Source organism: Pseudomonas sp. LAMO17WK12:I5 (assembly GCF_900215165.1).
GTDB lineage: Bacteria > Pseudomonadota > Gammaproteobacteria > Pseudomonadales > Pseudomonadaceae > Aquipseudomonas > Aquipseudomonas putida_A.
The window spans coordinates 87,027-100,284 of the sequence record NZ_OBDS01000015.1; the positions used below are offsets into that span (position 1 = coordinate 87,027).

At 58.9% G+C, this 13,258-nt stretch carries 15 protein-coding genes; 2 read left to right on the forward strand and 13 right to left on the reverse strand.

Translation table 11 applies throughout. The features are described 5' to 3' along the window. Nucleotides 1–16 precede the first annotated feature (16 nt). From CRO59_RS24595 to CRO59_RS24640, 10 genes are all read right to left on the reverse strand, one after another. Nucleotides 17–679 (reverse strand): hypothetical protein, encoded by a 663-nt coding sequence (locus tag CRO59_RS24595; RefSeq protein WP_097090053.1) that lies wholly within the window; start codon nucleotides 677–679, stop codon nucleotides 17–19. Beyond that, nucleotides 676–1,029 (reverse strand): hypothetical protein, encoded by a 354-nt coding sequence (locus CRO59_RS24600; protein ID WP_097090052.1) that lies wholly within the window; start codon nucleotides 1,027–1,029, stop codon nucleotides 676–678. The genes CRO59_RS24595 and CRO59_RS24600 overlap by 4 nt, the downstream gene beginning before the upstream one ends. Then, the gene (locus tag CRO59_RS24605; RefSeq protein ID WP_097090051.1) at nucleotides 1,026–3,968 is read right to left on the reverse strand and encodes a DUF1983 domain-containing protein; all 2,943 of its coding nucleotides are present in this window, start codon (nucleotides 3,966–3,968) and stop codon (nucleotides 1,026–1,028) included. Before CRO59_RS24605 ends, CRO59_RS24600 begins: the two co-directional genes overlap by 4 nt. Beyond that, nucleotides 3,965–4,363, reverse strand: coding sequence for a hypothetical protein (locus CRO59_RS24610; protein ID WP_095668793.1), 399 nt, complete (start codon nucleotides 4,361–4,363; stop codon nucleotides 3,965–3,967). The genes CRO59_RS24605 and CRO59_RS24610 overlap by 4 nt, the downstream gene beginning before the upstream one ends. Nucleotides 4,364–4,365: 2 nt before the next feature. Next, nucleotides 4,366–4,968, reverse strand: coding sequence for a hypothetical protein (locus CRO59_RS24615; protein ID WP_097090050.1), 603 nt, complete (start codon nucleotides 4,966–4,968; stop codon nucleotides 4,366–4,368). Further along, on the reverse strand, nucleotides 4,968–5,552 hold the full coding sequence (locus CRO59_RS24620) for a hypothetical protein (RefSeq protein ID WP_097090049.1): 585 nt from the start codon (nucleotides 5,550–5,552) through the stop codon (nucleotides 4,968–4,970). Before CRO59_RS24620 ends, CRO59_RS24615 begins: the two co-directional genes overlap by 1 nt. An 18-nt stretch (nucleotides 5,553–5,570) precedes the next feature. After that, on the reverse strand, nucleotides 5,571–8,486 hold the full coding sequence (locus CRO59_RS24625; RefSeq protein ID WP_256578486.1) for a phage tail tape measure protein: 2,916 nt from the start codon (nucleotides 8,484–8,486) through the stop codon (nucleotides 5,571–5,573). A gap of 54 nt (nucleotides 8,487–8,540) precedes the next feature. Beyond that, on the reverse strand, nucleotides 8,541–8,882 hold the full coding sequence (locus tag CRO59_RS24630) for a superinfection immunity protein (protein WP_097090047.1): 342 nt from the start codon (nucleotides 8,880–8,882) through the stop codon (nucleotides 8,541–8,543). Nucleotides 8,883–8,972: 90 nt separating this feature from the next. Further along, complete coding sequence (locus CRO59_RS24635; RefSeq protein ID WP_256578485.1) at nucleotides 8,973–9,893, reverse strand: BRO family protein; 921 nt, start codon at nucleotides 9,891–9,893, stop codon at nucleotides 8,973–8,975. A gap of 2 nt (nucleotides 9,894–9,895) precedes the next feature. Then, nucleotides 9,896–10,051, reverse strand: a complete 156-nt coding sequence (locus tag CRO59_RS24640) for an Arc family DNA-binding protein (RefSeq protein WP_102047625.1) — start codon at nucleotides 10,049–10,051, stop codon at nucleotides 9,896–9,898. 120 nt (nucleotides 10,052–10,171) lie between these two features. Here CRO59_RS24640 and CRO59_RS24645 point away from each other — a divergent pair, with 120 nt between their 5' ends. Together CRO59_RS24645 and CRO59_RS24650 are read left to right on the forward strand one after the other, a co-directional pair. Beyond that, nucleotides 10,172–10,579, forward strand: coding sequence for an Arc family DNA-binding protein (locus CRO59_RS24645; protein WP_097090045.1), 408 nt, complete (start codon nucleotides 10,172–10,174; stop codon nucleotides 10,577–10,579). A gap of 49 nt (nucleotides 10,580–10,628) precedes the next feature. Beyond that, the gene (locus CRO59_RS24650; protein WP_097090044.1) at nucleotides 10,629–11,162 is read left to right on the forward strand and encodes a hypothetical protein; all 534 of its coding nucleotides are present in this window, start codon (nucleotides 10,629–10,631) and stop codon (nucleotides 11,160–11,162) included. Nucleotides 11,163–11,210: 48 nt separating this feature from the next. On the opposite strand, the gene CRO59_RS24655 is transcribed toward CRO59_RS24650, so the two are convergent. From CRO59_RS24655 to CRO59_RS24665, 3 genes are all read right to left on the reverse strand, one after another. Beyond that, nucleotides 11,211–11,450 carry a hypothetical protein gene (locus tag CRO59_RS24655; RefSeq protein WP_097090043.1) on the reverse strand — a complete coding sequence of 80 codons (240 nt, stop codon included), beginning with the start codon at nucleotides 11,448–11,450 and terminating at the stop codon, nucleotides 11,211–11,213. Between the two features lie 2 nt (nucleotides 11,451–11,452). Beyond that, nucleotides 11,453–11,938 carry a hypothetical protein gene (locus tag CRO59_RS24660; RefSeq protein WP_097090042.1) on the reverse strand — a complete coding sequence of 162 codons (486 nt, stop codon included), beginning with the start codon at nucleotides 11,936–11,938 and terminating at the stop codon, nucleotides 11,453–11,455. Between the two features lie 79 nt (nucleotides 11,939–12,017). Beyond that, nucleotides 12,018–13,178 carry a phage tail tube protein gene (locus CRO59_RS24665; protein ID WP_097090041.1) on the reverse strand — a complete coding sequence of 387 codons (1,161 nt, stop codon included), beginning with the start codon at nucleotides 13,176–13,178 and terminating at the stop codon, nucleotides 12,018–12,020. Between the last annotated feature and the right edge of the window lie 80 nt (nucleotides 13,179–13,258).

Here is a 13,258-nt window from a genome sequence, read left to right on the forward strand (position 1 = left end):
TTTGAAGCGCCGCGGTTTAAGCCACCAGCTTGGCGCAGAGAAATGGCCGGTGTCCCTGATCAGTCCAAGCCGTAAAGGCTAGGCTGTACATCATGATTCGGCCGTTTGCGTAATCGACCCCGAGTGCGCAACCGCCACCGGTTCCATCGTTGTGGCAGTTCATCGTGAAGGGGTTGAGGGACACATACTCCCCAACACCGAGCGCCTTATTGATTCCCCAGATGTACCGGCGCCCGACGCTCAGTTGCTCTGTACCCAGATAAGTCCAGTTGCCAGCGGCGAACGTGACGACGACCGCGGGCGCGCCACTGTCGTAGACGAGCGCGCCAGCACCGTCCCAAAGGCGCATCCCGTACGTGGCGGTACCCATCGAAGCCCATGCAGCCACGAAATACTGACCGCTTAGCGTTTCGTTGACCTTTGATGCGTTCATGGCAAAACCAGTCCAGTTACCCGGACCGCCGGTGAACCACACAGAAATGGGAACCTGAATCGCACCGCCCTGATCAGGACGAATGAACACCATCGGCGGGTCTTGGCTGGTCACCGCCCGGGCAAACGTTCCTAATGCGGTTGCAACGCCGGAATAGGTGCCTTTGGTGAGGACGCACAACCTGGGTGCCTCGGAATCGATTTGAACAAACGAGTTGTCGTTGATGCTCTGAAAGCCAAAAGTCATGTCCCGTACCTGATAGCGAAGCCTTTTGCGACAATTCGCGTCGCGGTCGTCGAAGCACTGGCTGATGGGTTTTTGTTCCTCACAACAACCTGTCCAGCTGAAGTGGTCACGTAGGGATATGACTTGCTGTTTCCCAGGCCATCGGTTTCCGACGCTTGCACGTCCTGCCCCCTCGTCGGGATGATCATGAATACGCAGTTGGCCGGGTTGAAGGCTGGAATATTCAGCGTGTAACTAGGCGTGACCCCACTAAAGTCGATCACGCCCTGCCAGAGCACCTGGTAGGTGAAACTATTGGTGTCCATCCCCAGATTGCCGTTCTCGTCCCAGACTCTCGCTCCATAAGTCATGCGTCGAGATCTCCCAGCTGTACCCGCTTCACGCCGTTTTGGTCGAACACCTTAATGGCTCGGTTGGTCATCGTAAGACGGCCACCGCCAGGTGCTGGCCCGTTGAATTCCAAGTTGCCGGCCTTATCAAGACGCCAGCCCAGTGACCCGGCAACATAGTTGTCGGATTGCAGGTACTGACCGATTTTCAGCATCGTGATACTGCCGTCCTGGATAAATGCGGAGTTCATGAAAACCTGGCCGCCCTGTACCGCAAACGGCACAGATATAGCGCCGCCGGCAATGGTGTTGACGATGGCAAAGCGATCAGCGCTGACCAAGAACTGGCTCTGCAGGCCGGCACCGGTGTTTTCAATCCCAAGACCGATGCCTGCGGCGACGTATTGCCCGCCGGCGGTGACCTGCATCTTCACCGACCACATCGTTGAGGCCTTACCGTCAAGCGTGGCCACAGCTTGGCTGACCGTCTGCACTGTGGCGCTGTTTTTGTTCACGTCCGCCTGTACGGTATCGATCCGCTTGGCAGTGGCGATTCCGTCCTCAAGCCGCGCTGACTGCTCCGACCACACCCCAACATAAACTTGGTCAGAGCCAGCAAACCCTTCGGTGTCGCCAGCGAGCGCGGGATTCACCTGCACGTAGACGCCATCAAGCTTGGACGCCTGAGCGGTCAGTTGGTCTCCCTGATGCTCGATATCCAGCGTGTTTTTCGAGACCTGAGCGGCCAGTGCATTGGCCTCCTCCAAGACCTGGCCAATGTCATCCCAGTAGGTAGGATTCGGCGGTGGAGTGTTGACTGGAACTGCCAGCGCGGCCTGATACAGGCGCCGCCCAACCCGCACGGTGTCGCCCTTCAGATAGGTTGACGCAGGGTCGTACTCGAGCGCGTCGGCAATGTTGTCGATCTGCTCTTGAAGGCCGGGGATCTTGTCGATCTCGCTGACAATGTCCTGCCCAAGCTCGGTACGGCCAATCTTCCCAGCCAGAGCTGCGAGGTAAGCCGAAACATCGTTCGAGGTTTGGGCCGGGACATAAAGGAAGGAGCTTTTGCCATAGGCATTGGACGAGCGGATGAAGTAGTAGTAGTTCGTCCAGAAACCCAAACCGTTGTGGGTGAACGTCAGGCCCTGCCCGAGATACTCGGCATCAGCAGCCGTTGCCGTTGGCGAAGTGCTGAAGAAATACTCGTAGGTTCCTCCGTTCAGGCCGTTTTGCGAGTTGCTCGGTATCAGCACGATGCTGTCGATCGAGGACTGCACCACGCAGCTTTCTGGAATGGGCGGCCCGTTGATGCTGACGGTGATCGTTGCCTCGCCGGAACGCGCCATTGGCCCGACCGCGGCCACGCTCATTGTGTAATTGCCGGATGGCAGGCCGTTGATGGCGATCTCCGTCGAGGTGGCAGGAACGTTGTGCGACTGCACCGCGCTCGCGCCCTGTCGGACGATGACGATGTATTCCTTGACGATGCCCGTCGGCGGCAGCCACGACAGCACGCCCTGAGTCACCTCGGCAGTGGTGTCCTGCGTCCATGTGACTGCACTCGGTGTGCCGAGACCGCCGGCCGGCAGATTGATAAAGCCGATCGGGTTGTACGGCTGGCCCACCGCATCATCGAAGATTGCTGCCTCGTACTGCTTGACCTGGACGGTGCAGCCTTCGCTGTCGCCCATGGACCAGTCCGAAACGATGAACTCGCCCAGGATGTTCAGCGATGGCAAGTTGACCCGAACCACGCGCCCCGGCCGGCAGTTGTAGCCGGCGAAGTTCATCGGAATGCTGATCGCCCCGCCCGCGCGCCGACGGCGCAACTCCATGTTCGCCAGGCGCTGGGCCTGATACGGATCGGTGACGTAGGAATAGGTCAGCGTTTCTGCCGCCTCGCCGCCGTCCTCAACAATCCATTCAGCGACACTGACCTCGGGGTAGTCGGTTTCCGTCCAGGACTGCGACGGATCAATGAACGTGCCCCGGACCGTGTTGATTGCCGAGTCGTTGGTTGGCTCGGTGCTGCCGGTGACAGTGCCGATCACCATGTCTTCGGTAATCTCGAAGTCATACGGGCCGTAGTACGCGCCAGCCTGAAGCATCCAGCGGCCGCCGACACGAATCAGATGCCCGCCGCAAGCTGCTTCCAGCTTTTGCAGCACGCCTGTGCGCTGCTCGTCCGCACCGATGACGCAGCCGCTGCGATAGCGCTGGCTGGTCGAGCCATCGGCATTGGTCAGGGCCTCGTCGCACACGTTGGCCGCGCTGGCGAAGGTTTCGAACACGATCTCGTCGTCGGGCACACCGCAACGCGCGCGCAGGAACCAAAGCAGATGCAACGCGGTATTGGCGCTGTAAACCGCGGTACCGGTACGTGGGTCGTACACGTCGTTGCGGCCGCGCACCACGAAACGGGTATCCGGAATGCCCGACGGGAATTTCTCTGCGCTGTACTGCAGCGAAACCCGAACGAATGACAGGCCCCGGCCGATCTGACTGTCCTTCCAGTCTGGGCAGTTGGCCTTCAGAAAGGCGTTCACCTGAGTCGGGTTGACCACCAGCTCATACGTCGCCTGCGCACCGTAGCTGCCGATCTCTTCTTCGCCAAGGTAGATGTTTTCAAGCGCAGTGATCGGGCCCTCGCACAACACGTACACCAAGTGCAGCCACTCGCCCTCACCCTGCGCGCCGGCCTGCTCTTGCGCCCAGACCAGTACGCCGCCGGTGGAAACGCGGCCGAGGATGAAGCGAACCGGTGCCTTCGACGATCGCACGGTTTGCGCCGACGGCTCGTTGTCGCGCAGTGGCGACTTGGTGTTGAGCTTTTCCTGCTGTTCCGATGCGTAGAAGGCCAGCGCCGCGCCGGCGACCGCTCCCCATGGGCCGCCCTGGGCAAAGCCAACAACTGCACCAACCACAACCGAGGCAAGTTTTCTGACGCCGCCGCTCATTCAACCCTCCACGCGGCCAGTGGCTCGCATACGACACGGGCTGCGCCGTCGTCGGTTGTTGCCCAATAATCACCAGCCCAGAAAACAGCCATGCTCCGGCCGCCGGGCGCGTCGTACAGCACCACATCGCCGCGCTGGATGAACGTCAGCGGCACCCTTGCAAAATGGGCATCCCATGCAGCCTCAAGGCTGCCGTGCTGCTTTTTCAGCTGCCGCTTGGCGCCGGTTTCCGTGGTGTATTTGCCGCGATAGTTCTCGGCCGGATCGACGCCACAAATCGCCGCCGTGCAGTCCGCAGCAAACAGGCAGCAGTCAAATTCGCCCCATGAAAAAGGCCGCTCTTGGGCGGCCTTGATCACGTCGTTTAGACGGGTTGTCCAGTCTCGGTAGCGCATGGCTAACTTCCATAGGTGAATGTCGGCGCGTCCTTCTTCGAGCCCCAGTAAATGGGCCACTCGGACATCTGGGCGATGGCGTAGAAGAACCGGTCGCCGTCGTGGCGCGCGCGGTGGTTTTCGTCGGTGAAGCGTTCGGTACCGGTGCGGCTCCACTCGGCCATCCGGTCGACCACAGGCACAGTGATGCTGTTGCCGTCCTGGCCGTTGCCGGCGAACGAGAATTTGGCTGCATCCATTCGGCCGGAAAACAGGATGTCCGCCGCGTAGTTGCCGGCCTCATCGAACACCACGAATAGGACCTTGGCCATCCGGCCGCGACAGCCGCGCACGTTCGTCTCGGAGAGGATGTAGGCATCCAGGCCGCTGAGGGTCAGCTCGACCGACATCGGCGAACCGGAGTTGTCGCTTTCCTGCGACTGGCTGACCTGGCCGAAATTGCCAACCCCCTGATAGGTAATGCCGTCAACCACCAGGTCGCCGGTGCCGGTATGCGCGAAGACCATGCCGTCGACGAAGTCGAGCTGCACGGCGTACACCGGCATGAACCGTCCGGTGGCAATGATGTTCACCACGTTCTGGCTGAACGGGAATGCTGAGGGCATCAGAAGGCCTCCCTGAATTGATAGCTGCCGTTCGACACCACAGGGCGCACGGACATGGACCAGGTGTCAGAGGTCATCCGCATTTCCGAGTAGGGGTTGAGGTACTCGACGGCGGTACCGGCCGTGAGCGCCTTGCGGATCCGCTTGTTGAGCAGCACAGTCACTCTGCCCTGCGCATTTGCTGATGCAGGATCGGTGACTTCAAACATCTCGCCGGCGATGGTGATGTAGTCGCCGGCGCTGAAAGCGGGCGCGTTCGCCGTTGCGCCGCCGATGACCATCGATCGCGCCTGAGCGTTACCAGTAACTACCGTCAGTGCGCCGACGCTGTTCGTCCTGCGCCGGGTGAACGCCGGAAGGTTGAAGGTGCCCATCATGCCGTCGAGTCTCCCAAGGAACGCCGACAGCTCGCGCTCCTGAGCCCTCGTCAATAGCCCGAAGGTCAGCGTGCACTGCCAGTAGGCGCCCGGGTAGCCGATGATTTGCTGGGCGTTCGAGAGTGTCGAGGTGAACGCCCTGCTGTTGTTGACGATGCCCCACGTCATTTCTGACGGGCGCAGCGAAGCCGGCCACGTGAGAGCCATGCGGTACTCCTTAAAGGCTTATCGCCGCGCGATCAGCTGGCGGATGGTTCCGTTTTGTTTCAGGTCGCGCACGACCAGCTCGTAGCCGCCCTTCGCCCCTTGCATTGCAGCCTCCTTGACCATGTTGACGGTGGCGTCATCTGGAGTGCCTTGAAAGCTGAAGCTTTGCTGGATGACCGGGGCAGCGGGAGACGCCGAGGAGATCGGCACGACATTGGACTTCGTGGTTACGGCAGCCGATCCGACGTAACCGCCATCCGCGTACCCTTTCGAATTCGCGTTCATGCGCTCGAGGAATTCCCGAGCGCCTGGCTGGCTGACCACATCCTTGCGCACCACGAACTCACCGCCATGCACCACGCCCTTCGGCTCGAACTTGCCGCCGTCGCCTGTGTAGCCACCGTCGGAGAAGCCGTACTTCGAGCTGTAGCCGGCCGCCGAAGCGCCCAGACTCGACGATGTCGCTGCAGCCGATCCAGCGGCAAAGCCATTACCAGCAGCAGATGCACCAGCACCAGCAAGACCGCTGAACAGCGTGCCGAAGATTCCCACCGCAGCCTGGCGAACCTGGATGCGGATCAGGTCGGCGATGATGCCGTCCGCCAGATCCTTGAACGACAGCTTCCCGGTCTTCACGAACTGGATGATGCCGTCTTCCATGTTGCTGAAGGCATTGGTGAACAGGTTGCGGGTTTGACCGGCAACGTCGCGGGCCTGATCGGAGTAGGTCTGAAACGCCGATGAGGCGCCGAGCGACCAGTCCGACTGGGCTTTGTCTACGTCCGAGTAATACTGCTGCTGCATCGCGAGGCGGGTTTGCAACGCCGAACGCAGGGCTTCGGTCTCCTGGTTGTAGAGCTCCGTCTTGTCGGCCGACTTGTTGCTCTTGTTGTAGTCGTAGGTCAGCCGGTCCAACTGCGACTGATAGGACTGCTGGATGCTCAGTTGCTCCTTCAGCCGCTGACGCTGCAGGTCGCCCATGCCGAGGCCTGCCAAATCGTTGTCCAAACCGGTCTGAGCGGTCTTCAGCTGCGATTGCAGGTTCTCTTGGAACGCCGCGAGCTTCTGACGCTGTTCAGTGGCGGACTTCAACAGGTCCGTCTGCTTTTCCAGCGCCGCATTCTGCTTCTGCTGCGCCAGGTTGAGATCAGCCATGGCCAGGATCTGCTTCTGGGCGGCCGTGAGCGTCTTTTTATCCTTCAGATCGGCGATTTGCTGTTCCAACTCGAGCAGCTTTTTTGCTTCGGTGCCGAGTGACTTTGTTCCGTCAGCCTGGCTGCCGATGAGTGCGTTTTGCTGCTGGAGAACCGCGTAGCGCTGCCGAGCTTCATCGAGCATCCGCTGGCCAGCGTCTTCGGTTACAGCCTTCGGTTTTGCCTGGCTCTTGTCGAACTTGGCCTGAATGTCGGCCACTTCCTTGTCAATTTCGGCCTGCGACTTACCAGCCTCGACGCCCACCCTCCTTGCCTCGGCTATGTCCAGCGCAAGCTTCTTTTGTTCCGACATGTTTTTGCTGGTGATCGACGCCCACTTGCTTTCGGCCGCAATGCGATCCTGATTCTGCCGAGTGGCAGTTGCATCAATTTCAGCTTTTGACGCCGCAACGTCTCGCTGCTGCTTCAGCGACTTCAGTTGAGCCTCAATGAACTTCGTCGACTGGCTGTCCGGGCCGAGCTCATCGCTGAAGAAGTTCGAAAGGAACCCGCCCGATTTCCGCCCCTCCAGCACCTTCTCCAGGTTCGCAATTTCCTGATTCAGGTCGGGAAACAGTGAACTTTTGACGTTGGAGTAAGCATTGCTGATAGCGGCACCGATATCGTTCCAGTTCCGCTCAACTTCCGAAAGCGACTCGCGATATTTTTTCAGCCGCTCCTGAGCATTTTGATTCAGTGACTCGCTGAGCGAATCAAGCGCCTCCTGTTTTTTGCCCTGGTTGTCCAGCGCAACGATCACTTCGTACTGGGCAGATGTGAGTAACCCATACTGTGCGCTGATCTTTTCAGCCGCCTTAGTGGCGTTGTCGCCCATATCTCCAAGAGATTTGGCGACTTCGCCGGCGCCTTTTCCAGTGAATTCAGATATCGAAGCTGACGCCTCGGCCAAATTCTTGAACTGCACCTGACTCAGGCCGCTGCTGGCTGCTAGAGCTACAACCGCGTCTTTAGCCTGGGAGAGGTTGCCGGTGATGCTTGCGGTGTCTTTTGAGATCTTCGCAAGGCTCGCAGAGGTTTGACCGGAGTTCGCAGATCCAGAAAACAGGGCCTTATTGAAGGCGCTGACCTCTTTCTCGGCATCGTAGTAGACAAGGGCCAGGCTTCCCGCTGCCGCCGCCGCCACAGTGAAGGGGTTCACAAGGCTCATCAGGTAGCCGCCCAATGCTTTAGAGGCTGCACCGATCCCGCCAAAGGAATCTTTGATCTGGGATCCCTGCTGCAAAAACACCGTCAGCGGCGCCTGCCCGCCCTGAAGCGAAATGAAGATGTCGGAAAACTGCGCTGGCAGCATTCTCATCGCGGCGGCCGTCTGTTTCGCTGTGTTGCCCGTGCGAGTCATGGAGTCGTTGAAGCGGGTCAGCTCGGTCCGAGTGGCGCTGATTTTCGATTGGTAGTCCGAGTAAGTATCCAGATCAAGGTTTCCAGCCGCGCGATGGCGTGCCAGTTCCTGCTCTTGGCGGTCAAGCTCGCCAAGTTTTTTGGTTAGCGGATCGATCCTGCCGAGCAGAGATTCGATTTCATCTCGCTCAGAAGCAAAGGACTTTGTAGCCTTATCGGCACTTTTCCCGGCACCTTCCATCCCGGTTCCGGCCTTGTCCATAGCTGGCTTGACGCGAAGCCCGGCGTTTTCGAGAGCCTCCAAAGCCTTCCGGGTATCCGATGCTTTCTGCTCTGCATCTCGGCTATCAATCTCCAAAACCAAGCGTGACGTTTGAGCCATACCTTTTCTCCGGGCATAAAAAAACCCGCCGAAGCGGGTTATTTGTGCAGGCATTCAGCTCTGCAAGATTTTGGCCTTTTCAGCCTCGTACTCAGTTTCGGTAAGCAGCCCCTTCTCTTTTAGGCTGCCGAGGCGCTCGATCTTCTGATACTTATCCTCGGCTGGCTCAGCTTCCGGACGAACCCTAATCGGCTCAATCGGCGCAATGGAAGATGCCGACCATACGATGGAGACCACCCAACCTATAAGCGTCCAGCCGAGGAAGAGATTCAGCAGAAGGATCGAGTTGAAGTTCGGGTGCTTGCGGTGATAAGCGTTAAGCGTTGGCATGAAATAGATCATCCACACCACAAACAACAGAACCAGCATCCCAAGCGGCCCGGTATCGTTTTGCATGCCAAATCTCCCTGAGTAATGGCAGCAATCTACCACCATCCGCAGGAAGCGCCAAAACCCCGCAGATGCGGGGTCGTGGCTCAGTTGAGATCAAGCAACAATTGCATAGCCACCGGGTGAGCAGCCATTTGCGCGATAGATGCTGTAAATTTCCGACCTCCGAGCATCGAGCGCAGCGAAGGAACTTCGCGCCTCGTTGATCTGATCGAACACCCTCATCAGCACTCGCGAATCAAGAGTGCGCGCCGAAGACAGGATTGCCGACCGGTCTTCCTGGAGCCAGTAGTGTCGGCTCATCAGCAGATAGATGTGGCCGACTTCCTGATTGCTGAAGAACAGGCCATCTGTATCGGGCCGACCGATCCACTCCCCTTCCAGCGCGTAGGCTGCAACGAAGTTGCAGGCGTCGGACAGGCACTCAGCCGGAATCAGCGCAGTGCGGTGCACATTGAAGCGCGAGCGCAAACGGCTTTTCATGGTCTGTTTGAAGCTGCGCTGCAGCGAGTGAGGGACTGGTGAGGCCTTCTGATCAATCACGCGATCGAGTACGTTCTCCCCGCTGGTGCCGATGACGGCTCCAACGAGGTCACCCATGGCACCATGGTAATCAGTGAAGTTCCCATACTTGCGGATGGCTGGGAGAACCTCGGACGTCACCCATTTTTTGAAGTGTTTGGCTTCCGCCTTTCGGCTCCGCAGGATGGCCGAGTAAAGACCGGATTCATTGATGACCAGCATTTCTTGGTCGCCGCCACGGGTACGCACAATCTGCGTACCCTTTTCGTCTTCGTCCAAATTGCGCGTCATGTCTCCGGCAATCCGGTACTCCAGAGCGGATGCGACGTCAGTCGCCACAAACCACGGCAGATCATTGATCAGAAAGGTCCGAACCTGCTGCTTGCCAAAATTGAACGGGATTACGTTTGTGCTAATATTCGACATGACGATTTCTTCCTCGAAGTTGATCTCGTTTTCCGAAGCCTCAGTGTTCCCGCACTGGGGCTTCTTCATTTTCAAGTCACTGCTTGCTCTTGCCGCTTCTTCGCCGCCGTCAGCCAGAAAACAATCTCGGCGGTCTGGGACCGGCAATTCTCCTTCGCACTTTGCTCTACCCACTCCTTTACCTCCTCCGGCAACCTCAAATTGAACTGCGGATCTTTCCTGCTCATCAGATCACTCCTTGTATAGCACTTTGCTTGGTTTTAATTAAAGCACTTTGCTTTATTGCCGTCTATAGCAAAGTGCTTCATCCTTTTACTCGTTTTACTTTCAGTGAAAGGCGCCACCAAATGAGCCGTGTAGACCTTCAGGTCAATTTTCGTATGCCTGCATCCCTAAAGGATGAGCTTGAAGCGCTTGCCAAGAGGAATCGGCGCTCTCTTACTGCTGAAATTGTCGCTCGACTGGAGCGCAGCATCAGCGATACGGATGAAATGGGCATCAGTGACAGGGATCGCATGAATCCCGAGCACCCTTTCTATCTGCCAGCGACAGAACAAATGCCCATCACGCGTGGTGTCTCGAAAGAAAAGCTGCTGGCGCCACTAGACCAAGAGCGGCCGGTCACCAAAAAAGATCTGAATGAGGCCGTGATGGAAGCCATGCTTACGGTGATGAACGCATTGAAAGATGGTCCTCCGGGCTCAAACGAAACAGCCAAAGGCCCAAAGTCTCGTAAAAAGTTTCCGAAGGAGTAACCCCCCTACTCGTTCGCGCCCTTCTATACCGCACGCTCCAAGGATGACAATGAAGAGAGAAATGTTCGCGAAGGATGTCGGTAGAAAGATCACGCAATTTCACCAAGCCTTCGACCGCGATGACGCCCTTCTAACAGCCGTGCTTCGAGGCCACATGATGATTGAAGAACGGCTCCACGATGTGATCTCTGCGGGCGTTGCTCGTTATTCTCGTCCACACGACCGAAACGACATATTCACTTTTGGCACAGCTACAGAGCTTTGCAAATCAATCGCGGGACTGGCCGCCTCACCCGATCTTTGGGATGCTGTTAAATCCCTCAACAACCTGCGGAACGCCTTGGGTCATCGGAATGAACCGGCGCGGCTAGGTTCGCTCTTGCTGAAATTCTTCAAGCAGAGCGAGCCGGTTGCTCTCAGCTTTTTTAAGGTGAGCGCATCCTATGATCCAGAGGGCGAGGACGAAAGCACGCACGCCATTGCTGTTCGTAACCGAATAACAGCGATGTGGACCGTTCTAGGAATTCTCGCTGACGATTTGGCTCGCGACCTCGACAGCGTGCTTGAGGCTCGGAGGCATTGAGACTGCTTGCTGACCGGCCAGAAACAAAATAATGGCCGATAACGGTAGCTATTCTTCGTCACCCGCCAAACACACCGCATCCAGAGCAAACATCACATCATCGATCTCATCGCGCGGCAGCGACGACGGATGCGATTCCAGCCAATCGGAAATTTCCCGCGCCGACAGTGGCAGCGGGAACGCCCCGGCCATGCCGGCGATGTACCGGCGGCCGCGGCACACGTTGCGGAAGAGATTCAGCAAGTACGCGGTGATCGGGTCGTTCTCCGGCTCATCCGGTACCGCCAGCTTCAGGCGCGCGTAGACCGCGCGGCGCTTCTCGCTTTCCCCGCCCCACTCTTGCTCCCACTCGAAACGGCAGACGGCTTTCCCACCGACTCAGCTCGCTCTTCAGCGGCGTCGTTGGCGGCAGCTGCACCCTCGCGCAGGACGAAGACGAAGAACTCGATGTTGGTTTCCAGCAGCTCGGCGGCGATCGCCGGGCTGTACTTGATCGGGTTGCCCTCGGCGTCCAATACGCCATCCCAGTCCTTCACGATGAAGCTTGCCAGCAGCATCGAATGGTTCTGGTGCTCGGTCTTCTCGCCGGCGACCACGCCCACCTGCCCCTCTTCAAACCGCGCATCGTTGCGCTGAATACGGCGGCGCATGCGCTCCAGCGCGACCTGATACTCAGGGTTGTCGATGCCGGCCAGCAGCACTTTGGTGTCCTTGTCGAAGTTTGCCCAGCGCTCGCCGGTGACTGCCGGCTTCTTTTTGCCCAGTTGCAGAGCCATGGTAATTCCTCAACGCCGCGCCAATAAAAGGGCAGCCCCGGCCGGCGTGAATGTCGGGGCTGCCAAAGGTCGAGCAGGTTTATGCAGTGACGGTGATCGCCGCCGTGCTGGTTTTGGTGACGTCCGACACGCTGGTAGCGGTGATCGTCGCGGAGCCAGCGGTGACGCCGGTGACCAGGCCAGAAGAGCTTACAGTGGCAACGCTCGGCGCCGAACTGGTCCAAGTGACGTTTTGCGCGGCTTCGGCCGGCAATGCCGACGCAGTGAGCTGACGAGTCGCGGCTACCGCGATGGAGGCGGTCGTAGGCGCCACCGAGACGCTGGTCACCGGCACGAACGGAACGCGGGTGATGGTCGGACTGACTTTCGCCACGGTGTAGTTCAGCGTCACCTCGATCAGGTCGCGCTTGCCGCCATTCGGCAGTTCGCCGTCCACTTCCACCGCCGGGAAGTTGAAGGTGTACTTGTTGCCCAGGCTGTCGGTGATCGGGAAGACGACGCCGATTGGCGCGCGGGTGAAGGTGTTCTTCCAGATCTCCCACGCCCGCTTCGACCAGGCGAGCGTGATGCTGCCGGTGATCGCCGCTTCGGTCGCAATGTGCGCACCCGGGCCGAGACTGTCTGAGCCAAGGCAGCGCTGCGCTTGCAGGCTGTTGTCGAGGTTGACGGTCATGGCCGAGACGCAGGCCACGCCTTCCAGCGACTGGCCGTTCACCAGGATCGTGCCGACGTTGTTGTTCGATAGGAACGGGGTGGTGGTCGGTGCGTTCGGCGAGACGACGATCGGGGTCTCGCTATCGGCGTAGTCCAGGCACGCCATGTTGAAGGTGGCGGTGATCTTGCCGTCAGACGGGATGTCGAGCGCGAAGGTAGAAACGTGCGCCCCCTTGAACACTCCGTAGACGCCGACGTCGTCGTAACCCTTGGCGATGCTGAAGGTGTGCCGGGTGTCACCGACGCTCAGCACGTTGCCGGTCCAGTTGCCGTAAAACGCGGCCTCCAGGAGTTGATCGAACGAGGCGAACGAGAACTCCGCCGTCAGGTCGCCGCCGATATCAATGCTGGTGGCCACCGAGCCTTGGCTCAGGCGGGTATCGGTGATCTCATCGCTGACTTGAGTGTTGACGGTCGGGGTCAGCGCATTGCCGGTCAGGCGCAGCGTGTCCCAGGTGCCGGCCGGGGTAACACCCGGCGTCACCTCGGGGATGATGTGTGAAACGACTTTTGCGCCAGAGCTCATTGGAGCCTCCTATTCGCGGGCATAAAAAAACCCGCTCAAGGCGGGGCTGGCTGTAGAACAGATGAACTTTCATCGCTTAG

Coding starts and splice junctions, on each gene's coding strand:
- CRO59_RS24595 (WP_097090053.1), bottom strand. CDS start 679: ATGACTTTTGGCTTTCAGAGCATCAACGACAACTCGTTTGTTCAAATC.
- CRO59_RS24600 (WP_097090052.1), bottom strand. CDS start 1,029: ATGACTTATGGAGCGAGAGTCTGGGACGAGAACGGCAATCTGGGGATG.
- CRO59_RS24605 (WP_097090051.1), bottom strand. CDS start 3,968: ATGAGCGGCGGCGTCAGAAAACTTGCCTCGGTTGTGGTTGGTGCAGTT.
- CRO59_RS24610 (WP_095668793.1), bottom strand. CDS start 4,363: ATGCGCTACCGAGACTGGACAACCCGTCTAAACGACGTGATCAAGGCC.
- CRO59_RS24615 (WP_097090050.1), bottom strand. CDS start 4,968: ATGCCCTCAGCATTCCCGTTCAGCCAGAACGTGGTGAACATCATTGCC.
- CRO59_RS24620 (WP_097090049.1), bottom strand. CDS start 5,552: ATGGCTCTCACGTGGCCGGCTTCGCTGCGCCCGTCAGAAATGACGTGG.
- CRO59_RS24625 (WP_256578486.1), bottom strand. CDS start 8,486: ATGGCTCAAACGTCACGCTTGGTTTTGGAGATTGATAGCCGAGATGCA.
- CRO59_RS24630 (WP_097090047.1), bottom strand. CDS start 8,882: ATGCAAAACGATACCGGGCCGCTTGGGATGCTGGTTCTGTTGTTTGTG.
- CRO59_RS24635 (WP_256578485.1), bottom strand. CDS start 9,893: ATGAAGAAGCCCCAGTGCGGGAACACTGAGGCTTCGGAAAACGAGATC.
- CRO59_RS24640 (WP_102047625.1), bottom strand. CDS start 10,051: ATGAGCAGGAAAGATCCGCAGTTCAATTTGAGGTTGCCGGAGGAGGTA.
- CRO59_RS24645 (WP_097090045.1), top strand. CDS start 10,172: ATGAGCCGTGTAGACCTTCAGGTCAATTTTCGTATGCCTGCATCCCTA.
- CRO59_RS24650 (WP_097090044.1), top strand. CDS start 10,629: ATGAAGAGAGAAATGTTCGCGAAGGATGTCGGTAGAAAGATCACGCAA.
- CRO59_RS24660 (WP_097090042.1), bottom strand. CDS start 11,938: ATGGCTCTGCAACTGGGCAAAAAGAAGCCGGCAGTCACCGGCGAGCGC.
- CRO59_RS24665 (WP_097090041.1), bottom strand. CDS start 13,178: ATGAGCTCTGGCGCAAAAGTCGTTTCACACATCATCCCCGAGGTGACG.